Origin of the sequence: Vreelandella populi, from assembly GCF_003989825.1 — a bacterium.
Classification (GTDB): Bacteria; Pseudomonadota; Gammaproteobacteria; order Pseudomonadales; family Halomonadaceae; genus Vreelandella; species Vreelandella populi.
In genome coordinates this window covers 338,045-364,268 of sequence record NZ_RZHE01000006.1, presented here as the reverse complement: position 1 = coordinate 364,268, position 26,224 = coordinate 338,045, and the positions used below count along the sequence as shown (strand labels likewise).

The following is a 26,224-nucleotide window of genomic DNA, read 5'->3' as shown; positions in this document are numbered from 1 at the left end:
AGCCTATCAGGATTCCGATGGCTGGTCGGTGTCTTCGGCGGGCGCGTCTGCTTCAGGTTCGTCTGTTTCAGGCTCTTCTGTTTCAGGTTCTTCTACTTCGGGAGCCAGCTGCGCAGGTGGGTTGTCCGGCGTTACCCGCCATATCGCGTTGGTCAGGTCGTCGGCGATGATCAGCGCGCCTTCTGGGTCAACGGTCACGCCTACCGGGCGGCCGAGCGCTCGGTCGTCATCGGTAAGAAATCCGCTGGCAAAATCAATCGGGTCGCTGTCAGAGATCTGGCCGTTGTTAAAGGGGATGAAGCTTACCTTGTAGCCAACCGGATCGGCACGGTTCCAGCTTCCATGCTCACCCACAAAAACGCCCTCGGCGTATTCTTCGCCCATGGCTGGAGTAGAGAAGGCTAGACCAAGCGGTGCCACGTGGGAGCCCAGGCTATAGTCAGGCGCAATGGCGGATGCCACCTTTTCGGGGTCTTCCGGCTTAACGCGCGGGTCGACATGCTGGCCCCAGTAGCTGTAGGGCCAGCCATAAAAGCCGCCTTCCTGAACGGAGGTGAGATAGTCAGGTACCAAGTCCGGGCCAAGCTCGTCACGTTCATTTACTACCGCCCAAAGCTGATCTGTTTCCGGATGGATGGCCAAGGCAGTGGGGTTACGCAGGCCAGTAGCATAGGGCCGATGAGCACCCGTTTCGGCATCGATTTCCCACACTTCGGCGCGATTAACCTCGGCTTCCATACCCCGCTCGGTGATATTGCTGTTAGAGCCGATACCCACGTAAAGATATTGACCATCGGCGCTAGCGGTCATCGCCTTGGTCCAGTGGTGATTGATCTCTGAAGGTAGCTGCGCAATGACTTCAGGCGGCCCGCTGGCTTCTGTCTGGCCCTCTTCATAGTCAAAGCGCACCAGCGCATCCTGGTTAGCCACATAGATATTGCCATCTACCAGGGCCAGCCCGTAAGGCGCGTTCAGGTCTTCCGCGAAGATCATCTGTTCGTAGTTGCCGTCACCGTTTTCATCGCGCAGTAGGGTCAAGCGGTCGCCGCTTTCCACAGAGGTGTTGCCTTGATCCTTGATATAGCCAGCGATCACGTCCTTGGGTTTTAACGCAGGCGCATTACCGCCGCTGCCTTCGGCCACCAGAATGTCGCCGTTGGGTAGCATGATGGTTTGCCGCGGCACTTTGAGATCAGAAGCAATCCTGGTGATGGTGTAGCCCTCAGGCACCGTAGGCATCCGGTCGCCCCATTCGGCGGGTTCAGGAACCGTCATGTCTGGCAGCAACCCGCGCTGCGGTTCGGGAAGGGTGGGGTTAGGGCCGAAGGGCTGCTCTACATCAAAAGCGTTAGCGCCGCTGGCAGCCAGCAGCAGTGCCAAAGGCGTTGTATAACGAAGTGTGAAATGTTTCATGACGTTGCTCCGACGGTGCGCCGAGAAAAACCGATCCAAATCGCCGCGACGGACAGTACGGTAACGATGATCGAAAGAATAAGGCCGGTGGGCATCATGGCCCAGGCATCACGGGCATGAACTAGCGCATTGATAAAGCCGAGTACCCAGATAACCAGCAAGAGCAATGGATAAACCAAGACAAGCCCGCGGCGATGGCCGGCACGAAAGAGGCCGATAATCGCGCATAGAAAAGCCAAGCCTGCGAAAACAAGCCCTCCGGCAATTAGCCAGGAAGAAAACGTGCTCCACTGGATATGGAAGTTTTGCGAGTACGCGTAATCGCTTAGCGTAGCGCCAAGAAAAAGTGGAAAAGTGCTCGCAAGCAATAGGGCATGAAGCGGGTGGATACCGCTTAAATAGGTCGTCGGTGCAGACCTCGACATAGTACGTTCCTCCTTGATAAGTGACCCCAAAAAAACGCGGTCAGGCCCGCTTTTGATACGGGCTTAGGGTAGCAAGCTCAATCGCTGCCAACCTGAGTATAGGTCACGTTTTGCTAACCCAATAATTACTGAGCTTTTGCATTAATAAAATATACGTTAAAGAAGGAGAGCCTGTTCACGGCAGTAAAATGAAATGTTCGTTAGTTGACAATTTTTGGGCTTTGTGTGATTGGGTTAGTGGTTTTTTAGTTAATAAACATGCTTAAACTAATGTCTAGTTTTTAGTTAAATTATTGAAAAATAATATGATTATATTGTTTTTTGGAAAGTTTTCGTTTTTTAATATTGTGTTTTTAAATACTCACTATAGGATGCCAAAAAAGAAAACGATATTTTCAAAAAAGAACATCCGGCTGCTTCAAAGAGTGACGAGTCGGCCAAACGGGGCAGCTGAGTGGCAATGCTTGAAACAATTTTTCTACACGAAATAGCCGGGACGGCCGTATTAACGCTGTTGGGGTGCGGGGTGGTAGCTAACGTGCTATTGAATAAAACCAACGGTAACAGTAGCGATGGCATCGTTATCTTCTTTGATTGGGGGCTAGCGATTTTTTGCGCCACGCGCTACTTCCCATTAAGCATAAAGGGACGAGCAACTGGTCCTACGCCTGGGTGCCGGTCCTGGGGCCCGCTATTGGCAGCATCCTTGCCGGGCTTGCCGCCTATGTTTATTAAGTCAGCCTGTTGATCTGATTTTAAAAATATTCGTTTAACGTTACCGCTTGAGAGGCATTTCATGAGCCAGAAAAACTACGTCCTCGCTATTGATCAAGGCACCACCAGCTCGCGAGCGATGCTATTTGACCATGAAGGCCGGATAGCCAGCGTAGCGCAGCACGAGTTCGAGCAGATTTTTACCCGCCCAGGCTGGGTCGAGCACTGCCCTCGCGAGATCATGACCAGCGTGCTGACCACTTTGACTGAGGTGATTAATAACAGCGGCGTCGATGTTTCTGAAATTGCTTCCATCGGTATTACCAACCAGCGTGAAACCACCGTGGTGTGGGATAAGCATACCGGTCAGGCCGTGCATAACGCCATTGTCTGGCAGTCGCGTCACTCCGCCGAGATCTGCGATGAGCTGCGTGAAGCCGGGCACGCCGATATGATTCGCGATAAAACCGGCTTGGTAATTGACGCTTACTTCTCTGCCACCAAGTTGAAGTGGATTTTCGAGAACGTAGCGGGCGTTAAGGAGAAAGCGGAAAAGGGCGATCTGCTGTTCGGTACCATCGATTCATGGCTGGTGTGGAACCTGACCGGCGGTGCCGTGCATGCGACCGATGTCAGCAACGCATCCCGCACGATGCTGTTTAATATCCGTGATCGACATTGGGATCCGGAGCTACTGGCACTGTTCGGCGTGCCGGAATCGATGCTGCCCGAGATTAAATCCAGCAGTGAAATATACGGCAACGTGTTGCCTAAATTCCTGATGGGCCAGGAGGTGCCGATTGCGGGTATCGCTGGCGACCAGAACGCCGCGTTGTTCGGCCAGGCCTGCTTTAAACCGGGCATGGCGAAAAATACCTACGGCACCGGCTGTTTTACGCTAATGAACACGGGCACCCACGCCACGCCCTCCAAGAACGGCCTTCTTACTACTGTTGCTTGGGAAGTGGACGGTACGCTGGAATATGCTCTGGAAGGCAGCGTGTTTGTGGCGGGCTCCGTGATCCAGTGGCTGCGTGATGGCCTGAGAATGTTGGGCAAGGCGTCTGATTCTGAAGCGTACGCCACGCGCGCTAAAGATAATGACGGCGTTTATATGGTGCCTGCCTTTACGGGCTTAGGGGCACCTTACTGGAACTCCAACGTGCGCGGCGCCATGTTTGGGCTCTCTAGGGGTACCCAAAAAGAGCATTTTGTGCGCGCGGCGGTGGAATCGCTCGCCTACCAAAGCGCTGATGTTCTTAAAGCCATGCAGGCGGATGCCGACATTGCGCTGACTGAGCTGCGTACCGATGGTGGGGCGATCTCCAATAACTTTCTTGCCCAGTTCCAGGCCGACATACTGGGGGTGGACGTACTGCGCTGCGAAGTGAACGAGACTACCGCGCTGGGTGCGGCTTATCTCGCCGGGCTTGCCGTAGGATTTTGGAAATCACGCGATGAAATCGTCGAGCAGTGGGCGTTAGAGCGGCGATTTACGCCACAGATGAAAGACGCAAAGCGCGATGAACTCTATGCCGGCTGGAAAAAAGCCGTCAACGCTACCATGGCGTTTCACGTAGAGTCCTAAGCTTGGCGCTGTAAGCTCAGGTGTTTTCAAGCCCCCGGCCTAAGCTGGAGCTTTGCGTTAAAGGCATCCGTAACGCATTGATAATCATCTATATGGTGCCAAACCTTTTTTATTACAATCGATTGTGCCTTCGGGTTTACTTGGGTTTAGTTAATAATGAAGTGGTTATAACCATTAAAGGCATAAAGCCTGAGACGCCCAAGGAAATAAACGCCTGAATATTTATGCCACTGTGGCAGTACGTACGATTGATTTGCGTCAACCAGCGCCCGCTGGAGCGAGGGCATGAATAAAGCCGAACTCTATCACCAGTTAGCACCTGAAGCTTGGCATGAGAAGGGGTTGTCGAAGCTCAACCAGCTTATTTGTGTGTTAATTCTGCTTGCTTCTCTTACCGCCATACTGGAAACCGAGCCGACACTTCGGGCAATGGCGCCAGGGCTATTTACAGCGCTGGAGGCCATATTTATCGGTGTGTTTACGCTTGAGTATCTGCTGCGGCTATATGCGATAGGTGAAGACCCGCGTTATCGCGGTGTCACAGGGCGTATTCGCTATATCTTCTCGTTTTGGGCGCTGGTGGATTTGCTCGCCATTCTGCCTTTCTTTCTGGGCTTTATGTCCCATAACAATGCTTTTCTACTGCGGCTTCTGCGTTTGGCGCGCATATTGCGCCTGGCGCGATTGGGTCGGTTTAGTCAGGCGTGGTCGGCCCTGGCGAGCGCCCTTAAATCGCGCACCCATGAGCTATTGCTAAGTGCCGGAGTGGCCGGGCTATTACTGCTGTTTTCATCCTGCTGTCTTTACGTGGTAGAGGCCGCCGCCCAGCCGGAAGCCTTTGGCAGCGTACCGCGTGCGCTATGGTGGAGCATCGCTACCCTGACCACAGTGGGCTATGGCGATGTCACGCCCATCACCGCTCTGGGTAAGTTTTTTGCAGGTATAACCGCGGTGGCAGGCATCGGTATTATTGCCATGCCCACGGGAATTCTAGCTGCCGCGTTTAGCGATGCACTGCAAAATAAGCATAGTTCTTAAAGGTAATATTGAGCGCCAGGTTCAGAATGACTGGATATTCCATTCACTACTTACAGTTTTAACCCTGCAAATATTCCCCCGGCAAGCGTTCGGCCAGAAAATCCATAAATAGCCGGGCGCGCTGGGATAGGGTGGCCTGGCGGTAGTAGACGGCATTGACGGCCTGCATCTGAATTTCGGTATGGCTGGGCAGCACATCGACCAAAGTACCGGCCTTGCGGGGCTTGATGGTCATGAAGTCGGCCAGGCAGACAATCCCTTCGCCTTGAAGTGCTAGCTCAATCAGCGTGCTGCCACTGGAGGCGGAGAGGGTGGGCGTAATGCGTAAGTACTCACCATCGGCACGACGCAACGGCCAGCGGTTAAGGTGGTCAAGCTGGCTGAAGCCGAGCAGGCTGTGGTGCTCAAGGTCTTCAATGCTTTGTGGAGTGCCCGTATGCTCAAGGTAAGCGGGGCTTGCCAAGAGGCGAAGCGGGCTATGGCCCAGGCGCCGTGCATGCAGCGATGAGTCGTTAAGCTCCCCAATACGAATGGCGAGGTCCACACGCTGTTCCAGCAGATCTACAAAACGGTCGTGGGTATCCAGCTGCAGCGTTATGCCTGGGTAGCGGGCGCGAAACTCACCGAGTACCGGCACAATAACAAACTGCATGAAACTGGGCGCGGCGTTCACTCGCAGCCGCCCTTGAGGCTGGCCGTGGTGATCCTGAACCGACTCTTCCGCGGCCTCTACGGCGGTCAAAATGCGCCGGCAGTGGTCTAAAAATGTTTCTCCCTCTTCAGTGAGTTCCAGGCGTCGTGTGGTTCGGCGCAGTAGAGTAGCGCCAAGCTTGCGTTCCAGACGATTAAGCGCCCGGCTGACGCCTGAAACCGTAATACCCAACCGTTCGGCGGCGCCAGTGATCGAGCCGCTGTCCACCACGGTGATAAATGCCTGCTGCTCTTCAAGGGTAGTTTTCATAATGGAATGGTGGCTCGCGCCTATTGGGTTAAAACACGTTTGTTGATTTTATATCAAAAGTCTCTTGCCAGAGGACGGGTTTTTCCATCTCTGTGCCCATTCCATAATAGGCAACATTCAAGCCATACCGGTAGGGCTATTGCCCATCGACAGGTAAGGTCATCTATTCAGTAAGAGGTTTTTAACAATGAAGATTCTGTTAATCAATGGCGGCAAGCCGTTCGCCCATTCTGGCGGTGAGCTCAACAATACCCTGCATGATGTCGCGAGGCGTACATTAGCCGAGCAGGGTCATGAGGTTCGTGAAACGGTGATTGAGCAGGGTTACAAGGTAGAAGCCGAGGTGGAAAAATTCCTCTGGGCAGACACCATCGTCTATCAAATGCCGGGCTGGTGGATGGGCGCGCCCTGGACCGTTAAACGCTACATTGATGAAGTCTTCACCGTCGGGCACGGTTCACTCTACGCCAGCGACGGCCGCTCACGCCAGGACCCTACCAAGCAGTACGGCAGCGGTGGCTTGCTGCAAGGGCGGCGCTATATGCTTTCGCTCACCTGGAATGCGCCGCTGGCCGCCTTCGATGAAGCGGATAACTTCTTTGAAGGACGCGGTGTCGATGGCGTTTACTTCCCGTTCCACAAATCTCAGGAATTTGTTGGCCTGGATGCGATGCCCACGTTTATTGCCAACGACGTGATCAAGGCACCGGACGTCGAGCGCGATATGGCCGCTTACGCCCAGCACCTGACGCGCCTGTTCGGCTAAACGATTTGCCCGTGGCTTAGCTGAAACCAGCGCTGGCTGAACAGGCGCTAGAAGCGCTCGAGTGATGAGGCAATGAACACGATGCACAGTGCCAGCAGGCCAAGTATCGCGAAGGCATAGTGCAGCGTAACAAAGTGCGCGGTAAAGCCGATCAACGGCGGCCCGAGCAGCATGCCGCCATAGCCCAGCGTCGCTACGCTTGCGATGGCAACACCGGGCGGTGTGTCGGGGTCATTGGCCGCGCGGGAAAATGCCAGTGGCATGATGAGCGCGTAGCCGATACCCAGGAAGAAGAAGCCAAGCAGTGTTGCCATGAAGGTAGCGGGAATGACGGCGAGAAGCACGCCAATGGTGGCCGAGCACCCGGCAAAGCGTGCGGCGTTTGTCGGGCCTAGCCGGGAAATCACGCTACCGCCGATCAAACGCATGATGACCATGGCTAACGAGAATACGGCGTACCCTATCGCCCCTTGAGCCGTGGTCGCCGAGGTAACGGTGACCAGAAACAGCGCGCTCCAATCGGCAATGGCACCTTCACCGAGTGAGGCACACAAGGCAATAATCCCGACCCAGAGTAGAGCGCCATGGGGTAGGGGGAAGCGTTTTGCACCCGCCTGACGTGGCCGCGTTTCAGATTGCCAGCCGATACTCCCGAGCCAAGTCATGCTCACGTACATCACAATGCCGATAAGTAAAAAGTGGGCAAGCAGCGACAGTTCCAGGCTGACTGCCATATAGCCTGCTGCGGCGCCGACGCCCGCGCCCAGGCTCCACATGGCATGAAACGATGCCATGACCGGCTTGTCGATGAAGCGCTCCGCCTCGCCCGCCCAACTGTTCATGGTGACGTCCATGGCACCATGGCCGGCACCAAAGAGAAACAGCGCCGCCGCCGTCATCCAGAGGTTGAACGCGCAAGCAATCAACACTAGAGCAAGGGTATAGGCGGCCGCAATCGCGAGTGTCGCTCGCGCAGCGCCGAGAGTATCCGAAGCTCTGCCCGCCAACGGAAACGAGATCAGAGCGCCAGCGGCCAGCACGAGCAGCAGCAGGCCGAGCCGCGCCCCATCCAGGTCGTGCTGTAACGCCACCGTAGGAATGCGTGAAGCCCAGGTACCGAACAGCCCGCCATTGAGAAAGAACATGGCGGCTACTGCGAGCCAGATCCTTCGGTTAGGCATGTTGACTCTCCGTGGCTGAACCGCCCTAGTGCGGTTTTGCTGCTTGAACAGGCGCCTGAGGCGGTGGAGCAGGCGCGCGGTCGGGGTGTTCTGTCATGATGCGGGCCAGACGCTCGAGAGCCAGCTCAAGGCGCTCAATCAGGCCTTCCAGCAGCATGCGGCGGTCGGCGGGTATATCGCCGTGGGTTGCAATGGCGTCTTCCAGCTGTTTGCCCGCTTCACGAATGCCTTGCGGCGATTGGCCGGTAGCGCTGTCTTCAAAGCCGACAGCTAAGGCACGCAGCACGTTTTGATGCGCTTCACGAATGAGGGGATGCGGCGCATCGTCAAGCCGGTCGCGCAGCCGCAGCGTGGCGGTGCCTAAATCAAGCCCGGTCAGGCCAAGAATAAACAGATGACGCTGCTCTTCGGGCAGCATGTCGTCGTGCTGAGCCAGATGCAGCAGGCGGTCGGCCATATGGCCGTTGAACCGGGTTTCGGCATCGCGAATGGAGCGCCGTCTAAGTTCGTGAATATCGTTGGATATTGCCTTGATCAGGCGGCGCCGCCTAAGCCGAGCCCCCAGCCCTGGCAGCAGGCGAAAGCCCATCACCACGCTGCTCAGGCCGATCACTACCGCGATTGCCCGGTTGGCGAAACTATCAAAAGAGAAGTCCATACCGTTACCGGGCATGGTGAGCATGATATTGAAAATGGTGAAGGACAGACAGTAACCCATGGTGGCTGGGTTGGTTGCACCTAACAGGCCTAAAAATAGCGGCGTGCCGAAAATAAGGGCCAGCAATGGAAAGCCATTGGCCTGAGAGAGCAGCACATGGCCGAACAGAAAGGCGCTGGGAATGGCCGCCAGCATGCCTTTGTAAAACATCATGGTGATCATGACAGGATTGTCGCGGCTGGCAAAAAAGGCCGAAAACAGGGTGCCCAGCATCATGGCGATCATGGCACTCTGCCAAGCGGTAACAATCCAGAAAACCGCGAGCAGCGAGAACACCAGCCCGGAGCGTACCGCATTGATACTCGCCGCCAAGTGGTCGCGATGCCAAGCCAGCGGCGATGAGCGCAATTGATAGCGCCCGGGGGAGGCGATGGCTTCGCGGGCGTCAAGCATCACCATGGCGTGGCCAATGGATTCGCGTAGCCCCAGGCGCAGGCGACGGTCCAACGGTGCCAAAGTGGTTTCCTCGTTATTTTCATGCACCAGATGACGTAGCGCCTGAAGCGTTTTTCTGGCTTCAGCAACGCCTTTGTCGTGCTCGGCATCACGAAAGCCCCGAGCAACCTGACAGGCAAGCTCAAGGCTTTGCGGATCAAGCCGGTCGGCATGGTCGTGCATCAGTTGATGGAGTGCTTGCAGATTGGCCAAAAAGCGCAGCGTGCGTCGGGTTAGTACGTGGGTCGCGCGCACTCGGCCTGGGCCTACCGGGCCTTCAAAGCGGGCAGCCTGGCTGTCGGATTCGAGTAGAGTTAACGGCCCTAAACTGCCGCGCAGGGCTTTCTGCATCGCTGGGATGTCGTCGCTGGCCTCTAGGCGCAGGGCGGCATGCTCGAAGGCTTCGTTGATTACGCTGTCTGCTTGGGTCGCCAGGTGCGTTCCCACGTGGGATGGCCATAGCAGCGAGCTGACCAGCATTGCGCAGACCGCACCCAGTCCCAGTTCAGAAAGGCGAGCCACTGCGATATCGAAAATCCCCGCAGGCGTGCTACCGCTGGAAATGACCACAATTAGCATGGCGGTCACCGCGGCCATCAGGCAGCCGTAGGTGTAGTTGTTACGCCACAGCGAGCCGACATAGGTACACAGCATGATCCAGCCGGTTAGGGTAATCAGTGCGGGTATACGCGCCTGGGCGAACAGGGCCATGATAATGATGCCCGCCACGGCGCCGATAAAGGTGCCACCCAGCTGGCAGATGCCTTTTTCAATCACCATGCCGCTCATCGGACGGATCTGGAGAAACGCTGCCGACATCAGCGCCCAGTAAGGGCGCTCCAGATCAAAAAAAAGCGCGACGTAGAGCGCGAGCATCATCGCCAGGGTAGTCTTGATGGCAAATTTGACCGCCGTGGCGTTGGGCATTAAATACGTGTGAACAAACGGCGACATGGTTTACTCGGGCCGTTCATCTGGGGTTTCGGGAGAGCGCTCGGCAGGGCGGACATGAACGGTTGCCGTCATGCCTACACTCAGCAGCGTTTCATCGGGAATTTCATCCAGAGCAATACGTACCGGGATGCGCTGCGCCAGGCGTACCCAGTTGAACGTAGGCGCTACCTGGGGCAGCAGTTGCTGGTTCAGGTTGGTGTTGCTGTCGGCAATGCCCCGGCCGATACCCGCCACATGGCCGTTCAGGTGAGTATCGCCGTTCATTAAAACGACATCCACCGGGTCGCCGACGTTAATCGTGGCCATTTTGGTTTCTTCAAAATAGCCCACCACGTAGTAGGAGTTCGCGGCGATCAGTGCCAATACCGAATTGCCGCGGTTGACGTAGTTACCTGCCGAAAATTGCACATTCAGCACATGCCCACTGACCGGCGCGGTAATCCGGGTTCTCTCCAAATCTAGCTGGGCGCTAGCCAGATCAGCCTCCGCCTGCTGAAGATCAGCGGCGGCAATGCGCGAATTCACCTGGGCGATCTGCTGATCCTCGGCGCTAATCGCCTGGCTATTGCGCAACTGATTGCGGCGACCCGCTTCAGCTCGGTTGAGCTCAAGCGTTGCCTGGCGGTGTTCCACCGTTGCCTGAGCTTTATCCACCGCCGCTTGATAGCGCGCATCGTCGATCTCGAACAGCGTGTCGCCTTGGGCAACGTAATCGGTATCGGCCACGTTAAGGGTGCGTACCCAACCGGAGACGTCGGGGGCAATGGTGACGACTTCAGCATGCACGCGGGCGTCGCGCGTCCAGGGCGTATAAAGGTAGTAGCGCCATAGCCAGGCACCGGCGGCAATGGCAATCGCGACAATAACAAGGGTAAGCAGAATACGAAGCGAAGGGCGCATTAAGGGTCTCTCTTAAGGGCTTTCAAGCAGAATGGTAAAAATGAAGGTGGTGGCTGCCGTGAGGATGACAAAAAGAGAGATGTCGAACCATGCCTCGTACCACAGCGCAGTTTGCCCGACGATCCAGTGGAGAAGTGAGCGAGCCACTAGAGTCGCGACAAACCCGATCAATGCGTAAATCAGCAGGGGGCTGAGATAAATGCCGCCAAAAGCGATTTCTTGAAGACCCATAATGTCCTTCGTGGCCTGAACTTATGTAAAAACATAAGAGCTTAGCGAGTTATTAAGTAGATGCCAGAGGTTTTACGCACTTTAAGCATAGTGAACTCAAGAAGACCTTGCCGAGGGGCGTGGCTTTTAACGGCTGAGGCCAGCATTGATAAAGCAAGTGCTTAATTAGATAAACGAGAACTATTCTTTTGTATCAGCGTCGTAATCACTGTCTGTCAGGTGGTGGGAGAGTATCCTTGCTGATCAAAAAGAAGAAAGCCCGGTCGCATACCGAAGACCGTTATCTGGCACTGGTGCTTGCGACGGCTGCCGGTATTCTCAATGCCATGGCGCTGGGCGCCTTTGGTTTTCTGCCTTCTCATATGAGCGGCAATGCCTCGCAGATGTCGAGCGAAGTGGCCAGCGCCGACACCCACGGTTTCATGTTTCTGGCCGCGTTGATAATGGCGTTCGTGATCGGCAGTATGCTTGCACGCATCGTCGTCATCGCGGGGCAGAGACTCAGAACCATCTTTTGCCTGATACTGCTGGCCGAAGGGGTGGTGTTGACGGGGCTTTCGGTGTTTGAAATCTTCATGTACTCGGCGCGCTTCAATGCAGAAGCGCTGGTCACGCTGGGCTTTCTGATGGGGGTGCACAACTCGACGTCAACCCAGCTATCCAACGGCCGGGTAAGAGCCACCCACGTGACCGGCACGCTGACGGATGCCGGCATCGCGCTGGGTTCGTTCCTGCTGTCTTTCGTGTCGCGCGATACGTCGCTTGACCGGCATGCTTTTCGCAAGCAGCTATATACCCACCTGACGACGATTTTTTCATTTCTGGGCGGATGCATGATCGGGTTGGCGCTGTTTGACCTGTTTGGCTTCAGAGCCATGCTGGCCCTGGGCGTGTTTCTGATCGTTGTTGCCGTGAGTGCCATCGTGGTCACGGTACGTACGGCCAGCAGGCTGATGTTTCCCGGAAGGGCATAGTGGATCGCATGTGTGTGCCCACCCTGCGGGGTGGGCTTTTGAAGCGTTCAATTCGGCCACCTGCTGGAGCCTAACGCTCTCTCTCCAGACTCTGCACGGTTAGATCCAGCGTCTTGTACATATTCAGTCGAGCGGAAAGGCCGATATCCGGATGGTTTAGATCATTGGCGCGTTCTGACGGTAAAATGGGCGCGGTCAGATCATCGGCATCTGTCGGCTCGAAATCATACTCTTCACCGATGGTCATGGCGCCGCGGCGTAGCAGGATGCGTAACTGCGCTGGCGTGAGTTCTGGGTCTATCGACATCATGGCGGCCAACAGGCCAGCCACCAGCGGGGTTGCGTAGGAGGTTCCACAATGGGCCTCGCCTTGCTCACCCTCTATCAGGGAAGACCCGCGTACGCAGGCCGCCGCAGTGATATCCACGCGCATATCGATATTCGATGCTTCGCGTTTGATCACGTAACGGGGATCTTCCACAGGAACGTCCTCATCACTGCGCTCATGCCCACCCACCACGAACAGCTGCTCGGTCACGAACGAGGAGGGCAGTCGATAATCGTCACTCCCAGAAAACGATGATGCGTTGCCCGCTGAATTCACGACCACCACATCCGGATGTTCTCGGCGCAGCCATAAGAAGAACTCTTCAAGCAGTTCTTCGTAACCGCTCATGGCGATGCCTGAGCGCACTAATGAATCAACCTCATCCCCGTTAATGTCGGTAGCGCCTATCCGATGGATGCCCCAGCTCCAGTTGAGTACTCGGGCACCGTCTTCCACAAGGTTCACCGAGGCGGCGATATTGGCGGTAATACCTGCATCCGAATTACGGTCCACAATCACCTCAAAGCCTGGGCCTACCTCGTCCAGCCCGCGTAGAAAACCACTGTTGCCACCTTCATTCCAGGCCGCAGCAAAAACGCCGGCAACCGTTGTACCGTGCCCATCGGGCTTTGCAGCATCGCGTGCATAAACACAGGTTCTAAGCGAGTCGGTGCGGCAGTCGCCCAGGTAATCGGCAAAATCCGGCGAATCAAAGTCGACCTCCCGCTCAATGACGCCAATGCGTATGGGCTGCGTTTTGATATCCCCGTTCTGGGGCGGTAGACGCCGCTGGTAATAGTTCACTGCATCCAGAAAGCGATTCGATGCCCACTCCTGGTCATCCGCCGCGGGCGGGCTGTTCGTCTCACTTTCAATGCTTTCTTCTGCGCCTGTCTCTTCGACCACTACCGCATCAATGCTGACCTCGCTGCCTAGCCTGAGCACCAACGCATCGCGCTCCTCCAGGTTGTCGACGGGTAAGCGCAGTTGATAGGTATTGAGCGGTGGGATCATGCCGACGACTTCAGCGTTGTATTTTTCGGCCAGCCGCTGGGCCTCCTCGGCACCGTCGTAGTCTTCTTCTATGATTAGGCTGATCAGATCCACGTAGGTGGTAATGTCATCCATGTTCTTGGCCACCTCCTGATCGGTGGCCGCCAGCACATGGCTGCCTTTGAGGCTGACCCAGAGCGGGTTACTGGACTGTTCGTGCTGCTCAAACCAGAGCGGGCCGCTTTGCGTCTCAGCGCTTGAGATACGCACCCGCACCTTGTCGTTATCGTGGCTCAGGTTTTCGGCCTGAAGCGGGGCACCATTCAGCTTGACCTCAAAACTGGTGTCATCAAGCCCGCTCACGTGCAGGCAGAACTCCTGGCTTTCCAGCTCCAGCAGGTTGCCGCAGCGCTGAAGCTGTTCGACTCGCAAAGGCTCAGCCGTCGCGCCGGTTGCAGTCAGCATCAACATGAATGCAAGCGCAGGAGCCAGCCGATTAACGCTCCAATATTTTGTTACCATTACACTTTCCCAAGCGGTATCGGATTGACTGCACGCAGCATAGCCTCATTAGCTGAACTGAACATGAATATGCCAAGGCAAACCGGCGCCTGTCTCGGTGGGGCCGAGGACCTCGCCTTGCGTCATCTATAAACGTAAGCTGTAATTTGTTTCTTCATCGTCACTGACATGGATACATCAGTATTACCTGCTAACGGTTGGTGTAGAACTTTTCGCCCTCAGGATGAATAAGGCAATGATGAAAGCACAAAGCGCGTGGCCTGTATGGATGGTACTGGTCGTAATGCTCGCATTTTCCAGCGGATGTCTGGCGCAAGCGCAGAATGAAGAGAGCGAGGATGCCCGCTGGTTCATAGTTGACGAGTTAAACCCAGGGCTTGATGAAGCGCCCGAGGATATGAGCCTGTCAACGCCGCGTGATGCACTGCGCAATTTTTTGCAGTTGACGGAGGAAGAGGAGTTTGCGGCAGCGGCGCATGTGCTCAACCTTTCGGCCTTTGAGAGTAGCGAGCAGCAGGAGCGTGGTACGCAATTAGCCAAGCAGCTTGCTGAAGTGCTTCGGCGTGGGGAGTGGATAAACGCTTCTGACCTTTCGGGGCGCCAGGATGCCGCCATTGAAGACCCATCAGGGCAAAATCCAAGGACAGGCGAGCCGCGACGGGATATTGAGGTCGCATCGCTCAAGGCTGAAGGCGAAACCTACGATATCCGGTTAGGCCGGTATCGGCTGGATGATCAGGATCCTATCTGGCTGATTATGCCGGACAGCGTTTCGGCAATTCCCACGCTTTATGAAGAGCATGGCCCCTCCATGCTGGAAGGGTATATTCCCGAACGTTTGAAGACCTCAGTGGGAATGCTCAACCTCTGGGAGTGGATCGCCATCCCTTTGTTTGTACTGATAATCGCTTCTGTCGGCTGGGGGGTATACCGTTTTGTCGGGTTGGTCGCGCGCTGGCTACCCTCGGGCGCGCTAAGTATTTTTGCGACGCGAATCAAAAGCCCGGTATCACTGATTACCATGTCGGCAGTAGCTCAGACGTTGCTTAATTACGTGGTGTCCTTTTCAGCCGTGGCAACCACGACTTTTCGGATCATGCTGATTGCGGTGATGGCCTGGGCTGTGGGCACGATTGCCCTGCGCGTAGTGGATACCATCATGCTACGCATGACGCGCCGATTGGTCGGCGAAATTGATGACACCAAGCCCAAGGACGAGCGTAAGTTACTGACCACCCTGTACGCACTGCGCCGAGGCATCATTTTAGCAACCGTAATCGCCGTTTCGATTTATGTGCTTAGCCAGATCCAGCTGTTTGAAACGCTGGGGCTGTCTATCCTGGCATCCGCCAGCGTGCTGGCCGTTCTCGTGGGTATCGCGGGCCAGGCTGTGCTGGGTAATATTCTTGCTTCGTTTCAGCTTTCACTCGCCAAGCCCATCCGGATTGGCGACCTGGTGATATTCGAAGGGCAGTGGTGTTATGTAGAGGGCATTTTTTACACGTTCATCAGCTTGAGAGTGTGGGATGATCGGCGGTTGATCGTGCCAGTTACCTACTTTACCTCCAAGCCCTTTGAAAACCTCTCGGTTAAAAGTGCCAAGATGTACCGGAGCCTGGAGCTGATTCTTCACCTAAGCGCCGATATTTCACTTATCAGGGAAAAATTTATCGAGTTTGCCAAGGAAGAGGACGCTATTGTCGAGCATCACAAGCTGCTTTGCTACGTCACGGGGCAAACCGCAACGGCGCAAACGGTTACCTGTTATCTAATGGCATCGGAACCCCTTGCGGGCTGGGCAGCGGAAATGACGGTTCGTGAACGGTTAATGGCGTTTATTCGCGATAATCATCCCGACTGGTGGCCGCGCGAAGTGGTGGTAATCAGCCATCATGATGTCGCTAAAGGCGAATCAATTAAAAGCAACGTTCAGGCAGCAAGCGATAAAGAGAGCACATCGCGCTCGGAGAATGAAAAGCGTCTGGATGAAGCGGCGTCTACTTCTGAGGAGGAAGATACTACTGAGGAAGAAAGCGCGGAAGTGCATGAGCGTCGGGAGGAGAACGAGGACGCAGAACAGAGTGAGTCTGTCGCGGAGAAAGATGACGCCGGTGATGAAGAGCCAAGCACCGCAGAAGAGAGCGACGAAGCTGCCAGGAAAGATGACACCACCAATAAAGCTGACGAGCAAAAGGCTGAGAAACCCCGGTACAGGGTGAAGCCTTCGCAGAATGAATAGTGGACAGCGCGAGGCCATCCTGGCAATACGACTAGAAAGCGCGCCCACCCGCTGGCTTGGGTAAATAAGCTCGGCGGGCGGTTAAATACCGATCAGGAGAAGACGCGTAGGCGCTTCATCATTCATGAAGGTCTTTTTATTGGCATCACCCTGAGGAAAGCGCGCTGCTTTCGGCCAGCTTCTCCTGGGCCAGACGCTTGGCACCGGCAATATCGGGCTTGCCGGAGCCTAAAGTGGGCAGCGCATCTACGGTAAGCCAGTGGCTGGGTAGCATCATCGGTGAGACGCTATTTTCCAGCATGCTTGATCTTACTGATTGCGCATCCAGCGGTGTTTCAGAGAGCAGCACGATACGTTCGCCTTTGCTGGCGTCCGGTACGGTAACAGCCATGACGGCGGTGTCCGGATCTGGCAGTACGGCTTTTACGGCCTGCTCGACTGAGGCGAGTCCCACCATTTCTCCGCCAATTTTGGCAAATCGCGAATAGCGGTCGACGATGGTTAAAAAGCCGTCGTCATCCAGATACCCCTTGTCTCCCGTCACGTACCAGCGCTGGCCATTGATATCGCGCAATGCGCTGGCGGTGCGCTCGGCATCGTGAAGATACCCCTGCATCACCTGTGGGCCACTGATCAGAATCATGCCAGCCTCATTGGTGGGCAGTTCTGTAAAATTTTCGGGGTCGACAATCTTGAAGCTTGTGCCCGGCAGCGGCATGCCCACACTGCCTACCTTGGCACCACGTTGCACCTGGAGATAGTTAATATCCAGCGCATCGGGCAGGTTAACCGCGGCAACCGGTGCGGTTTCCGTTGCGCCGTAGCCCTCAAAAATCAACTTGTGAAATTTATGCTGGAAGGCTTCGCGCACGCTGTCGTCGACCTTCTCTGCCCCGGCGACCACCACGCGCAAACTATCCAGCATGAGCGGATGAACCTTGGAGCTACGGGTAAACAGACGCAAAAAGCTTGATGTGCCGCACATGATGGTTGCCCGGTTCCGGGCAATCGCCCTGGCAATACCGGCTGCATCAGTGGGGTCTGGGTGACACACCAGCGGCAGCCCCTCGATTAACGGCAGAAACTGGGTCACTGTTAAGCCGAAGGCATGAAATAGCGGCAGCGAGGCCATCATCACATCGTCGTGCTCGGTATTCAGCGCATCCGACGTCTGTTTGATGTTGGCCATCAAGTTATGGTGACTGAGCATGACGCCCTTGGGCTGGCCTTCGCTGCCGCTTGAAAAGAGGATGACGGCTGTGGCGTTGCCGTTGTGCGAACGGCAGAAGCACTGGCGCAAAAGCCGGGTGGGCAATAAGCGCACGGTCAGCCACATGCTTACCCGTTCGATGCGGCCGATCGAAGCTTGCAGTGTTTCCAGGTAAACCACACGGTGGTTGGCCAGGAGGGCGTCTACATCAAGACCACGCTGCGTAAGTTTCTCTACAAAGCGCTGTGAGGTGAACACGGTGCTTATTTCGGCTTGAGCCAGCGCGGAAGCCAAGGCCGCTTGGCTTGCGGTGTAATTAAGGTTGACCACTGTTTTACCGGCCAGCAGTGTTGCCATGTTGGCGAGTACGCCTGCGCTGCTGGTAGGCAATAGCAGACCTACGTTTTGAGCAAGGCTGAGCTTGCGAATCCGCTTGGCCATCAGCAGGCTGGCGGTAAGGGCCGTAGCTGCCTTCAAGGGGCGACTTAGCGAGTCTGCCAGGGCAAGCTCACCCGGGCGGCGTTTGACGCTTCTGATCCACGCATCGGGCAGGGTTTGCAGGTCGTCCATGGCGTGCTGCCATGAGCGCGTGGCCTGATCGAAGATACGTCGCTTGAGCACATCGGCTCGGGTCTCCTTGGGTAGCGGTCCACCAAAGGCGACAATGACCGAGCGGTGCAGTGGCGCGTTGCGAAGTACCTTCAGCTTGCTTGAGGAGCGCGAGAACTGGCTGCCCCACAGGCCGCGCAGATAAAACGGCACGATCTTGACGTCGGGGTTGGCCATTTCACACGCTCGCTGATAGCCGCTGCGAAATTCACCGAGCTGGCCGGTGCGGCTGATCGCACCTTCCGGAAAAAGGCACACTACTTCGCCTGCATTAAGCTGCTCCGCAACGGTTTCCAGCGCCTGGCGTGCGTTGCTCCCACGCTCAATGGGAATACAGCCTAGCGCCTTGAAGAAACCGCGCAGGTACCAGCGTTCATAGACGCTTCTAAGCATGACAAAACGTACCGGGCGGGGGCTTGCGATCTGTACCATGGCCCAATCCACCCAACTGATATGGTTGCCTAGAAGCAGGACGCCGCCCTGGGAAGGAAGGTTTTCCAGGCCATGAACATCCACCCGGTAATGGCGAGTCAGCAGAAAACTGAGCAGAAAGCGCACTAGGCTCTGGGGTAACTTGACCACGGTGTAGGCGCCGCCAACCAGCGCTACTGCTGAAATGAGTACCAGCAGGTAACGGCTATCGGCGCCAGCCAGGGCAAAGAGCGCGGTTACGATCAAAAAGCCCAGCATGGCCAGGTTCTGAATCCAGTTGTTAGCGGCCAGTACGGTGCCCAGCTCCCGCTCGGTGGCGTGAAACTGAATCAGTGCGTTCAAGGGCACAATGAACAGCCCGCCCATCACGCCGATAAACACAAAATTAAGCGCCTGAGTAAGCGGAGTAGAAAACAGCGGCAGACACCCAAGCCCCACGGCCACACCCAGCGCGCCTACCGGGATCAGCCCGGTTTCGATACGGTTATGGGAAAACTTGCTGGCCAGCATCGAGCCCAAGGCGATTCCCACGCCGCTGGCGGCCAGAATGCCTTGTAACACTAGCGTGTTATCGATACTTAGCGCTGATTTGGCATAGGCCGGGAAAGCGGCTAGCAGTACCTGGCCCACTGACCAGAAGGTTGCTAGTCCAATAATCGAAAGCCTAAGTACCGGCTGGCGGGCCACGATGCTGAGGTTTTCGCGAGCGGTCTGACCGCGCCAGTAGCGTTTCCAGGCAAGTTTTTCATCCGGGGTAGCCGCGCTGTCCAGCGGTAGGCGGTACAGCAAAAGCGCCTGCATGAGACTATTGGCCACCAGCAACCAGCCAAGCGGAGCAATATGGCCAAGCATCTGGCCCGGCGTTTGGTTGGTCGATATCACCCAGTGCTCAAACAGCGCAGTAAAGGCAAGCGTACCCGCTAGAATGGCGCCAATGGTGACTGCCTGAATAAGGCCGTTGGCCTCGGCCAGATGTGACTTGCCAAACAGGCCTTTGACCAAGCCATACTTGGCCGGAGAATAAAACGCTGACTGAATAGCCAGCAGCAACGTCATGGTAAACGCCACCCAGAACAGGCCGTAATAGTAGGCGGCGGTAATACCTAGCGATACGCCGACCGCCACCCAGGCTGAGATGCGCATGATACGTACTTTGGGGTAGGCATTAGCGGCATGCCCGGCAGGTGTGAACAGCAGGATAAACGGCAGTAGAATCAAGGCATTGACGAGTGCTGTCAGCACGATTTGGGTGGTGCCCTCATAGCTTTTGAAAATCGTGTTCTGAATGACGATTTTGTGGCCTAGATCAACAAAGGCGTTGAGGAAGATGGCAATCAGATAGGGCCAGGCACCCGGCGTACGGAGCAGTCGTTGCATGAGTCGTCAGCCTTATAGTTGTCTTGAAGTCAGAAGGACTTTCCGTGAAGGCTGCATTTCGCGCAACCTTCGCAAGACAAGTTGCGTTATATGTGCGGTAAAGTATCGTTATGAGATACTTTAGCCAGGAGTGCAGTGTGTCTCAAACCGGTTCGTTGCTGGATACCTTAAAGCGCCAACTTCGCGCTCACGGAAAAACCTATGCCGATGTGGCCCAGTGGCTTGGGTTAAGCGAGGCCTCGATAAAGCGCATGTTCGCCGAGCGCCATATTACGCTAGCACGCCTTGAGTGCATTTGTGAGCAGCTAAACCTTGAATTTGCCGAACTCATCCAAGCCATGCAGACCGACGAGCGGCGCCTGCAGGAGCTTACCCAGGCGCAGGAGCAGAGCATTGCCGACGATCATGAACTGTTTCTGGTCGCGGTATGCGTACTCAACGGCTACAGCTTTGCCGATATTCATCGCCAGTACCAGTTAAGCGAGGCGGAGTGTACCCAGCAGTTGTTAAAGCTTGAGCGGCTGGCGCTGATCGAGCTTCTGCCCGGCAACCGGATTCGTCGGCGGGTAGCGCCTAATTTTCGCTGGCGCCCAGGCGGGCCCATACAGCAATTCTTTCAACAGTATATTGCCAACGAGTTCTTTCGCTCGCGTTTTGACAGCGAAAGCGAAAAGCTGCTGGTGCTCAACGGGCTGCTATCCCGGGCGGGTAACGACGAGTGGCAACAGATCATGCAGCGCCTGGCCAAGGAGTTCCACGAACTCTGTGAGCGGGAAAGCACGCTGCCTATCACTCAGCGCTTTGGTACTACCTCTGTGCTCGCGGTGCGTCAGTGGCAGCACGGGTTGTTTAAAAACTATGCGCGCAAGCTGCCGCAAAAATAGAGTAGAGGAGAGGGAGTGGGCAGCGGTGTGTTAGTACGCTTTAGCCCGGTCAGGTAAACTGCCCTCTTTTTATAGTTGCCTTGTTCGCAGAGACTCACCATGAGCCGTTACCGCTTCATCAACAGTATCTTCATTTATGAATAGCCTGCCGTTTAAAGCCCTGGCCTGCCCGCTTGACGGCGACTCGCTCACTCAAGCCGAAGGCGCATGGCGCTGCGCGGCCGGGCACAGTTATGATATTGCCAAGCAGGACTATGTAAACCTGCTGCCGGTTCAGCGCAAACGCTCGCACGACCCCGGCGATAGCAAAGCCATGGTGGCTGCTCGGCAGCGTTTTCTGAATGACGGGCATTATCAGCCCATTGCTGACGCTATCAATCACGCTGCCTTAAACGGCGCGCCGGAAGACATGCCGCTTAGTTGCCTGGATGCCGGTTGTGGCGAGGGCTATTATCTGCGTCAGCTAGCACAGGCAGCGTCTGATAAGACGCAACTTGAGCTGGTTGGTCTGGATATTTCTAAATGGGCGGTCATGGCTGCGGCTAAGCAAAACCGTCAGCAAGAGCAGAATTCCCAGAAAGACCAGTCGGCCACATGGGTAGTAGGCAGCAATGCTAACTTGCCTGTGCAAAGCGAAACGTTGGATAGGCTGCTATGCATGTTTGGTTTTCCCGTAATGAGCGAGTTTGCCAGGGTGCTCAAGCCGGGTGGGGTGCTGTTACAGGTAGAAGCAGGATCAAACCATTTGCGCGAGCTGCGTGAAATCATTTACCCAACGCTTAAGCCTGAACGCAGTGGTGAACAGACAGTGCCGAAAGGGTTTACTGCTCAAACAGCGGAATCGGTCAGTTACTCGGTCACGCTGAACGGCAGAGAGGCCATTGCGGATCTGCTGGCCATGACCCCGCATCTTTACCGGGCAAACGCTGAGGGGCGCGAAAGGGCGGCAGCACTTGAGACACTAACCGTGAGAGTTGATGTGCGAGTAATTAAATGGACTAAAAACGCCACATAGAAGAAAGGGCGGGCAAGTCGTGGTTAACGGCTTGTTGGCCTGGATCAACTTTATACCAAGCTCAAACGCAACAAGGCCCGCCGAGGCGGGCCTTGCTAGTCAGACCCTAAGGTCTGAACAAACACTTAATAATAAATATTAAGAAGTTTGCTTGATGTTAGAAGCCTGAAGGCCTTTTTTACCCTGGGTAACGTCAAAAGAAACGCTAGCGCCTTCTTGAAGGGTTTTGAAGCCGTCAGACTGAATTTCGGAGAAGTGGGCGAACAGGTCGTCGCTGCCGTCAGAAGGAGCGATGAAACCGAAGCCTTTAGTGTCGTTGAACCATTTAACTGTGCCAGTTGCCATGATTAGATCCTTTCGCGCATATGCGCTGTAATGATGTTCCTGGTATTACCCAGATTGAAGTAGCGGGTGAAACAAGGAATACAATATCAGGCTTGCCGAAAAAGATCGTACACTTCTGAAACCATGCTGCTTGCTAACCAACTGACGCTACAGTGTCACGATTGGCGTCGCGCGTCAAAGGCTTTTTGTAATTATTTTCTAGGCCCAGGTAATATTTCATTCTTTCGTATCCGCTGACTGCGTGCCGAGTGCTAAGTATTTAATACTAATTGCTTAATGATCGTGCTGGCGGATAGTGGCTGTACTAGCGCTTCAACGGCGGCAAGCGCACCGGCGCTTAAAGCACCCAGACGTCCTCCTCATGTGACATCCCTATCAATGCCTGACATTCCCCTTTCGATAAGGGACGGAGAACGTGGCCGTCGAAAACAGGACGGCAGCATCAATAGCGCATTGGACGAATACCTTTAACAAAAGGAAGGCTTTCTAAACTAGTCAACTTATGTTGGTTTTCCAAGCCTTTGGACTTGCTATCTTCACGCTGATCTACAATTTTTGACAAGGATTTTACCGAAGTAGGTATGAGCGATAGGCACTCAATGGAAGGAGAGCAAGCGATGATATACGACGTGGCAATTGTAGGCGGCAGCTATGCGGGAATGGCCGCTGGCCTACAGCTGGCCCAGGCACGACGCAAGGTGGTAATACTGGATGCGGGTCAGCCGCGCAACCGTTTTGCCTCTCACTCGCGAGGGTTTTTGACCCAGGATGGTAAAACACCCCATGACATTGCAGGGGCAGGCTATGCGGAACTGGCGCAGTATCCGTCGGTTGACTGGTACAAGGGTGAAGTAGAAACGATTGTTGGTGAAGTGGATGACTTTACGTTAACGCTTGCCGATTCAACGGCAGCGCCGCTGCATGCCCGCCGGGTTATTCTTGCCGCCGGCGTGGGGGATGAGTTGCCATCTTTATCTGGTCTAGATGAACGATGGGGCACGTATGTTTTTCATTGCCCCTATTGCCACGGTTTTGACCTGAACCGTGGACGTATCGGCGTGCTGGCAACCTCTGAGGCGGCCATGCACCTAGCATTATTACTGCCCGACTGGGGGCAGACCACCCTATTTCTAAACGACGCTTTTGAGCCTGATAAAGAGCAATTGGAAAAGCTCGCCAAGCGTGGCACGCATATCGAGCGTGGGGCGGTCGAGCGCTTGACGGGGAACGGTGTCGAGGTGGTAATGGCAGATGGCCGGGTATTTCCCTTGGATGGTCTATTTGTTGTCACCCAGACCGCTCCCAATGCGCTGGCCATACGACTGGGGTGTAAACTTGATGTGACGCCGTTGGGGCGTGTCATCAAAACCAACGACGCCAAAGCTACCTCTGTGCCCGGCGTATTCGCCTGCGGTGATATTGCAAGACCTGTGGGTAATCTGTCGCTTGCAGTCAGCGACGGTGTACTCGCTGGACAGGCAACGCACCATTCGCTGGTATTCGATTTATAAATCAGGCCTCAATGTCGCGGTCAACCAGCACCTGTAAATATCCTTGAGAATAGCGCTCAACACGCGTACCCATACCGTAGATCTGAGCAAGCAGTCGGCGGCTGGACTGTGCTGGGTTGCACTTTCACCTGAAATGACTAAGTGACGACTTTTGCTGGCCCCTATACGGCCCGAGCATTTTTCAGTGGACTATCCGTAAGCTGATAGAAAGAGCGTTTCGCTACGCAAGTCAGGCTCTTCTTTGAACAAGCTCCCATGGTTATGTCGCATATAAAGGTTGTATTTTATTCCCGGCTCCTTAGGGTGGCTTTTATAGTTGATGGGTTCTCATGAGCTTTCTTGGTAAAGGTGAATGCATGACGGCGCTGTTGAAGGGGTATATGCGTTCTTCGTTGATCTTAAGGGTCACGATTGCATTGTTGCTGGGGGTGGTCGTTGGTTTGTTTGGCGGTGACGCGGTCGCGACGTGGCTTGGCCCGGTAGGCGATCTGCTTCTGCGCCTGCTGACGTTTCTGATCGTGCCTATTGTGTTGTTTACCCTGATGGTGGGTATCAATCAATCGCGCGAGGGGAGCGTAGGACGCGTGGGAGGCAAGGTATTTGCCTACTATCTCGTTTCCACGGCACTGGCCATTGTCGTGGGGCTGAGCGTGGCTTCACTGTTCAGCCCTGGCAGCGGCATGACGCTGGATGAAAACGCCAGCTTCACAGCGCCGGAAAACCCGGGCCTAGTCGATGTCGTGCTCAATATCGTGCCGAGCAATATCATCGGCGCCTTTGCCGATCAGAATCTGCTGGGCATCATCTTCACCGCGCTAGTGTTCGGGTTTGCGCTGCTGAAGCTGCGTCAGAGTGCCCAGCCGGCAGCGGCCGAGCGCTTGTATGAGGTGATCGAAGGACTGAACAGCGTCACGCTCAAGGTGATGGCAGGCGTGCTGCACGTGGTGCCCATTGGCGTGTTTGCCATCGTGGCCGAAACGGTCAGCCAGCAGGGCCTGGATACGCTGCTGTCGCTGGGCGATATGGTGATGGTGTTGTATATCGCACTCGCTTTGCAGCTGGTGATCTACTGCGTGATCATGCGCCTGTTCGGTGTGAAGCTTGGCACCTTCTTTCGGGAGGCGCGCACGCCCATGGCGACCGCGTTTGCCACGCAGAGCAGCTCCGGTACGCTGCCGCTGACCATTAACGCAGCGCGGCGCCTGGGGATTTCGCGCAGCGTGTACGGGTTCAGCCTGCCGCTAGGGGCTACACTCAATATGGACGGCGCGGCGATTCGCATTGCGATTTCTGCCGTCTTCGCCGCCAACGTGATCGGCGTGCCGCTCGATTTTGCCAGCATGGTGCAGATTGTACTGATCGGCACGCTGGTCTCGGTAGGCACCGCTGGCGTGCCCGGCGCGGGGATCATCATGATTGCCACGGTGTTTGCCCAAGTGGGGCTCCCCATCGAAACCGTGGTACTGCTGACCGCCATCGATGCCCTGGTGGGCATGGGCGCCACTGCGCTGAACGTGACCGGCGATTTGGTAGGCACCACGGTGATCGCCCGCAGCGAAGGTGACCAGCTCAGCGAGACGCCTATTGAGGCAGACGAGACGTCCGCTGAGGTCAGTGGCAAGGCGTGAGCGGCTAACCTACAGGAGTATCCGCGATGAAGGCACAAGAGCAGACCTATTTGAGCCGGGCCCTGGCGCTCGCGGAAGAGGCGCTTGAGGCGGGCGATGAGCCCTTTGGCAGCGTGCTGGTCAGTGCCGAGGGAGAAATTCTGGCGGAAGACCGCAACCGTATTGCAAGCGTTGACGCCACCCAGCACCCCGAGTTCACGCTGGCGCGCTGGGCGGCCCAGCACATGACACCTGAGGCGCGTGCCAGCGCAACGGTTTATACCACCGGTGAGCACTGCCCAATGTGCGCGGCCGCTCACGGCTGGGCCGGGCTTGGGCGCATCGTTTACATCAGCTCATCCGAACAGCTGGAGCGCTGGATGGCGGATATGGGCGTAGCGCCGTTGCCCGTCAAGGCCTTGCCTATCGGTCAGATAGTACCGGCGCTTGAAGTAGAAGGCCCCATCGCCGGTCTGGATGAAAAGGTTCATGCCCTGCATCAGCGCCGCCACACAGGCTAAGCTTTGTGCGAAAGTGGCTTACGCTCGCCAGCGATTTTTTATACAAACCCCAGTGTTTAAATACCACCCAAACGAAACAGCCCGAGCCAATGGCTCGGGCTGTTGATAACGGGGTAAGTGTCGCTAGTGCTTCAAGATGACATAAAACGCGTGGATGACGCCTGGAATAAAACCAAACAGTGTCAAAATGATGTTGAGCCAAAAATGTCCCTTAAGGCCAACTTCAAAAAATACGCCTAACGGCGGCAAGATAACCGCGAAAATCATCTTGATGGGATCTGTTGCAGTAAACGCCATAAAGCCTCCTTTGCTTAATCGGTACGTTACTCCTTG

At 55.6% G+C, this 26,224-nt stretch carries 21 protein-coding genes; 10 read left to right on the top strand and 11 right to left on the bottom strand.

The genetic code is table 11. From position 1 onward, the window contains the following. Positions 1–6 precede the first annotated feature (6 nt). Both ELY25_RS06675 and ELY25_RS06670 read right to left on the bottom strand, forming a co-directional pair. On the bottom strand, positions 7–1,413 hold the full coding sequence (locus tag ELY25_RS06675; protein ID WP_126950499.1) for a PQQ-dependent sugar dehydrogenase: 1,407 nt from the start codon (positions 1,411–1,413) through the stop codon (positions 7–9). After that, a complete protein-coding gene (locus ELY25_RS06670; RefSeq protein WP_126950498.1) occupies positions 1,410–1,838 on the bottom strand; it encodes a DUF2231 domain-containing protein in 429 nt (142 codons plus the stop codon). The genes ELY25_RS06675 and ELY25_RS06670 overlap by 4 nt, the downstream gene beginning before the upstream one ends. A 796-nt stretch (positions 1,839–2,634) precedes the next feature. On the opposite strand from ELY25_RS06670, the gene glpK reads away from it, so the two are divergent. Together glpK and ELY25_RS06655 are read left to right on the top strand one after the other, a co-directional pair. After that, a complete protein-coding gene (glpK, locus tag ELY25_RS06660; protein WP_126950497.1) occupies positions 2,635–4,140 on the top strand; it encodes a glycerol kinase GlpK in 1,506 nt (501 codons plus the stop codon). A gap of 285 nt (positions 4,141–4,425) precedes the next feature. Continuing rightward, entirely contained in the window at positions 4,426–5,178 is a 753-nt protein-coding gene (locus ELY25_RS06655) for a potassium channel family protein (protein ID WP_126950496.1), read from the top strand. Positions 5,179–5,236: 58 nt separating this feature from the next. Here ELY25_RS06655 and ELY25_RS06650 read toward each other — a convergent pair whose 3' ends face one another. After that, a complete protein-coding gene (locus ELY25_RS06650) occupies positions 5,237–6,139 on the bottom strand; it encodes a LysR substrate-binding domain-containing protein (RefSeq protein WP_126950495.1) in 903 nt (300 codons plus the stop codon). 187 nt (positions 6,140–6,326) lie between these two features. Between ELY25_RS06650 and ELY25_RS06645 the strand changes: the two genes are divergently transcribed. Next, complete coding sequence (locus tag ELY25_RS06645) at positions 6,327–6,905, top strand: NAD(P)H-dependent oxidoreductase (protein WP_126950494.1); 579 nt, start codon at positions 6,327–6,329, stop codon at positions 6,903–6,905. 47 nt (positions 6,906–6,952) lie between these two features. On the opposite strand, the gene ELY25_RS06640 is transcribed toward ELY25_RS06645, so the two are convergent. The 4 genes from ELY25_RS06640 to ELY25_RS06625 are packed head-to-tail and all read right to left on the bottom strand — an operon-like array spanning position 6,953 to position 11,324. Next, positions 6,953–8,086: an MFS transporter gene (locus tag ELY25_RS06640; protein WP_126950493.1), complete on the bottom strand. Its 1,134-nt coding sequence runs from the start codon at positions 8,084–8,086 to the stop codon at positions 6,953–6,955. Positions 8,087–8,111: 25 nt separating this feature from the next. Continuing rightward, positions 8,112–10,193, bottom strand: coding sequence for an FUSC family protein (locus ELY25_RS06635; RefSeq protein ID WP_236995663.1), 2,082 nt, complete (start codon positions 10,191–10,193; stop codon positions 8,112–8,114). A gap of 3 nt (positions 10,194–10,196) precedes the next feature. After that, entirely contained in the window at positions 10,197–11,093 is an 897-nt protein-coding gene (locus tag ELY25_RS06630) for an efflux RND transporter periplasmic adaptor subunit (protein ID WP_126950492.1), read from the bottom strand. 12 nt (positions 11,094–11,105) lie between these two features. Then, positions 11,106–11,324, bottom strand: coding sequence for a DUF1656 domain-containing protein (locus ELY25_RS06625; protein ID WP_126950491.1), 219 nt, complete (start codon positions 11,322–11,324; stop codon positions 11,106–11,108). A gap of 236 nt (positions 11,325–11,560) precedes the next feature. Here ELY25_RS06625 and ELY25_RS06620 point away from each other — a divergent pair, with 236 nt between their 5' ends. Beyond that, positions 11,561–12,298: a YoaK family protein gene (locus ELY25_RS06620; RefSeq protein WP_126950490.1), complete on the top strand. Its 738-nt coding sequence runs from the start codon at positions 11,561–11,563 to the stop codon at positions 12,296–12,298. A gap of 70 nt (positions 12,299–12,368) precedes the next feature. Here the strand turns inward: ELY25_RS06620 and ELY25_RS06615 are convergent, their stop codons facing one another. Further along, positions 12,369–14,141, bottom strand: coding sequence for a S8/S53 family peptidase (locus ELY25_RS06615; RefSeq protein WP_126950489.1), 1,773 nt, complete (start codon positions 14,139–14,141; stop codon positions 12,369–12,371). Between the two features lie 235 nt (positions 14,142–14,376). Between ELY25_RS06615 and ELY25_RS06610 the strand changes: the two genes are divergently transcribed. Continuing rightward, positions 14,377–16,380, top strand: coding sequence for a mechanosensitive ion channel family protein (locus ELY25_RS06610; protein WP_312845178.1), 2,004 nt, complete (start codon positions 14,377–14,379; stop codon positions 16,378–16,380). 145 nt (positions 16,381–16,525) lie between these two features. Here ELY25_RS06610 and ELY25_RS06605 read toward each other — a convergent pair whose 3' ends face one another. Further along, positions 16,526–20,008 (bottom strand): acyl-[ACP]--phospholipid O-acyltransferase, encoded by a 3,483-nt coding sequence (locus ELY25_RS06605; RefSeq protein WP_126950488.1) that lies wholly within the window; start codon positions 20,006–20,008, stop codon positions 16,526–16,528. A 137-nt stretch (positions 20,009–20,145) separates the two neighbouring features. On the opposite strand from ELY25_RS06605, the gene ELY25_RS06600 reads away from it, so the two are divergent. Together ELY25_RS06600 and ELY25_RS06595 are read left to right on the top strand one after the other, a co-directional pair. Then, positions 20,146–20,892: a helix-turn-helix domain-containing protein gene (locus ELY25_RS06600; RefSeq protein ID WP_126950487.1), complete on the top strand. Its 747-nt coding sequence runs from the start codon at positions 20,146–20,148 to the stop codon at positions 20,890–20,892. A gap of 136 nt (positions 20,893–21,028) precedes the next feature. Beyond that, on the top strand, positions 21,029–21,907 hold the full coding sequence (locus ELY25_RS06595; protein ID WP_126950486.1) for a putative RNA methyltransferase: 879 nt from the start codon (positions 21,029–21,031) through the stop codon (positions 21,905–21,907). Positions 21,908–22,045: 138 nt separating this feature from the next. Here ELY25_RS06595 and ELY25_RS06590 read toward each other — a convergent pair whose 3' ends face one another. Then, complete coding sequence (locus ELY25_RS06590) at positions 22,046–22,252, bottom strand: cold-shock protein (protein ID WP_018917934.1); 207 nt, start codon at positions 22,250–22,252, stop codon at positions 22,046–22,048. 581 nt (positions 22,253–22,833) lie between these two features. On the opposite strand from ELY25_RS06590, the gene ELY25_RS06585 reads away from it, so the two are divergent. From ELY25_RS06585 to ELY25_RS06575, 3 genes are all read left to right on the top strand, one after another. Then, the gene (locus ELY25_RS06585; protein WP_312845177.1) at positions 22,834–23,763 is read left to right on the top strand and encodes an NAD(P)/FAD-dependent oxidoreductase; all 930 of its coding nucleotides are present in this window, start codon (positions 22,834–22,836) and stop codon (positions 23,761–23,763) included. 356 nt (positions 23,764–24,119) lie between these two features. Further along, positions 24,120–25,391, top strand: a complete 1,272-nt coding sequence (locus ELY25_RS06580; protein WP_126950485.1) for a dicarboxylate/amino acid:cation symporter — start codon at positions 24,120–24,122, stop codon at positions 25,389–25,391. Between the two features lie 26 nt (positions 25,392–25,417). Continuing rightward, the gene (locus ELY25_RS06575) at positions 25,418–25,891 is read left to right on the top strand and encodes a nucleoside deaminase (RefSeq protein WP_126950484.1); all 474 of its coding nucleotides are present in this window, start codon (positions 25,418–25,420) and stop codon (positions 25,889–25,891) included. 123 nt (positions 25,892–26,014) lie between these two features. Here ELY25_RS06575 and ELY25_RS06570 read toward each other — a convergent pair whose 3' ends face one another. Beyond that, positions 26,015–26,188 carry a YqaE/Pmp3 family membrane protein gene (locus tag ELY25_RS06570; RefSeq protein ID WP_126950483.1) on the bottom strand — a complete coding sequence of 58 codons (174 nt, stop codon included), beginning with the start codon at positions 26,186–26,188 and terminating at the stop codon, positions 26,015–26,017. Between the last annotated feature and the right edge of the window lie 36 nt (positions 26,189–26,224).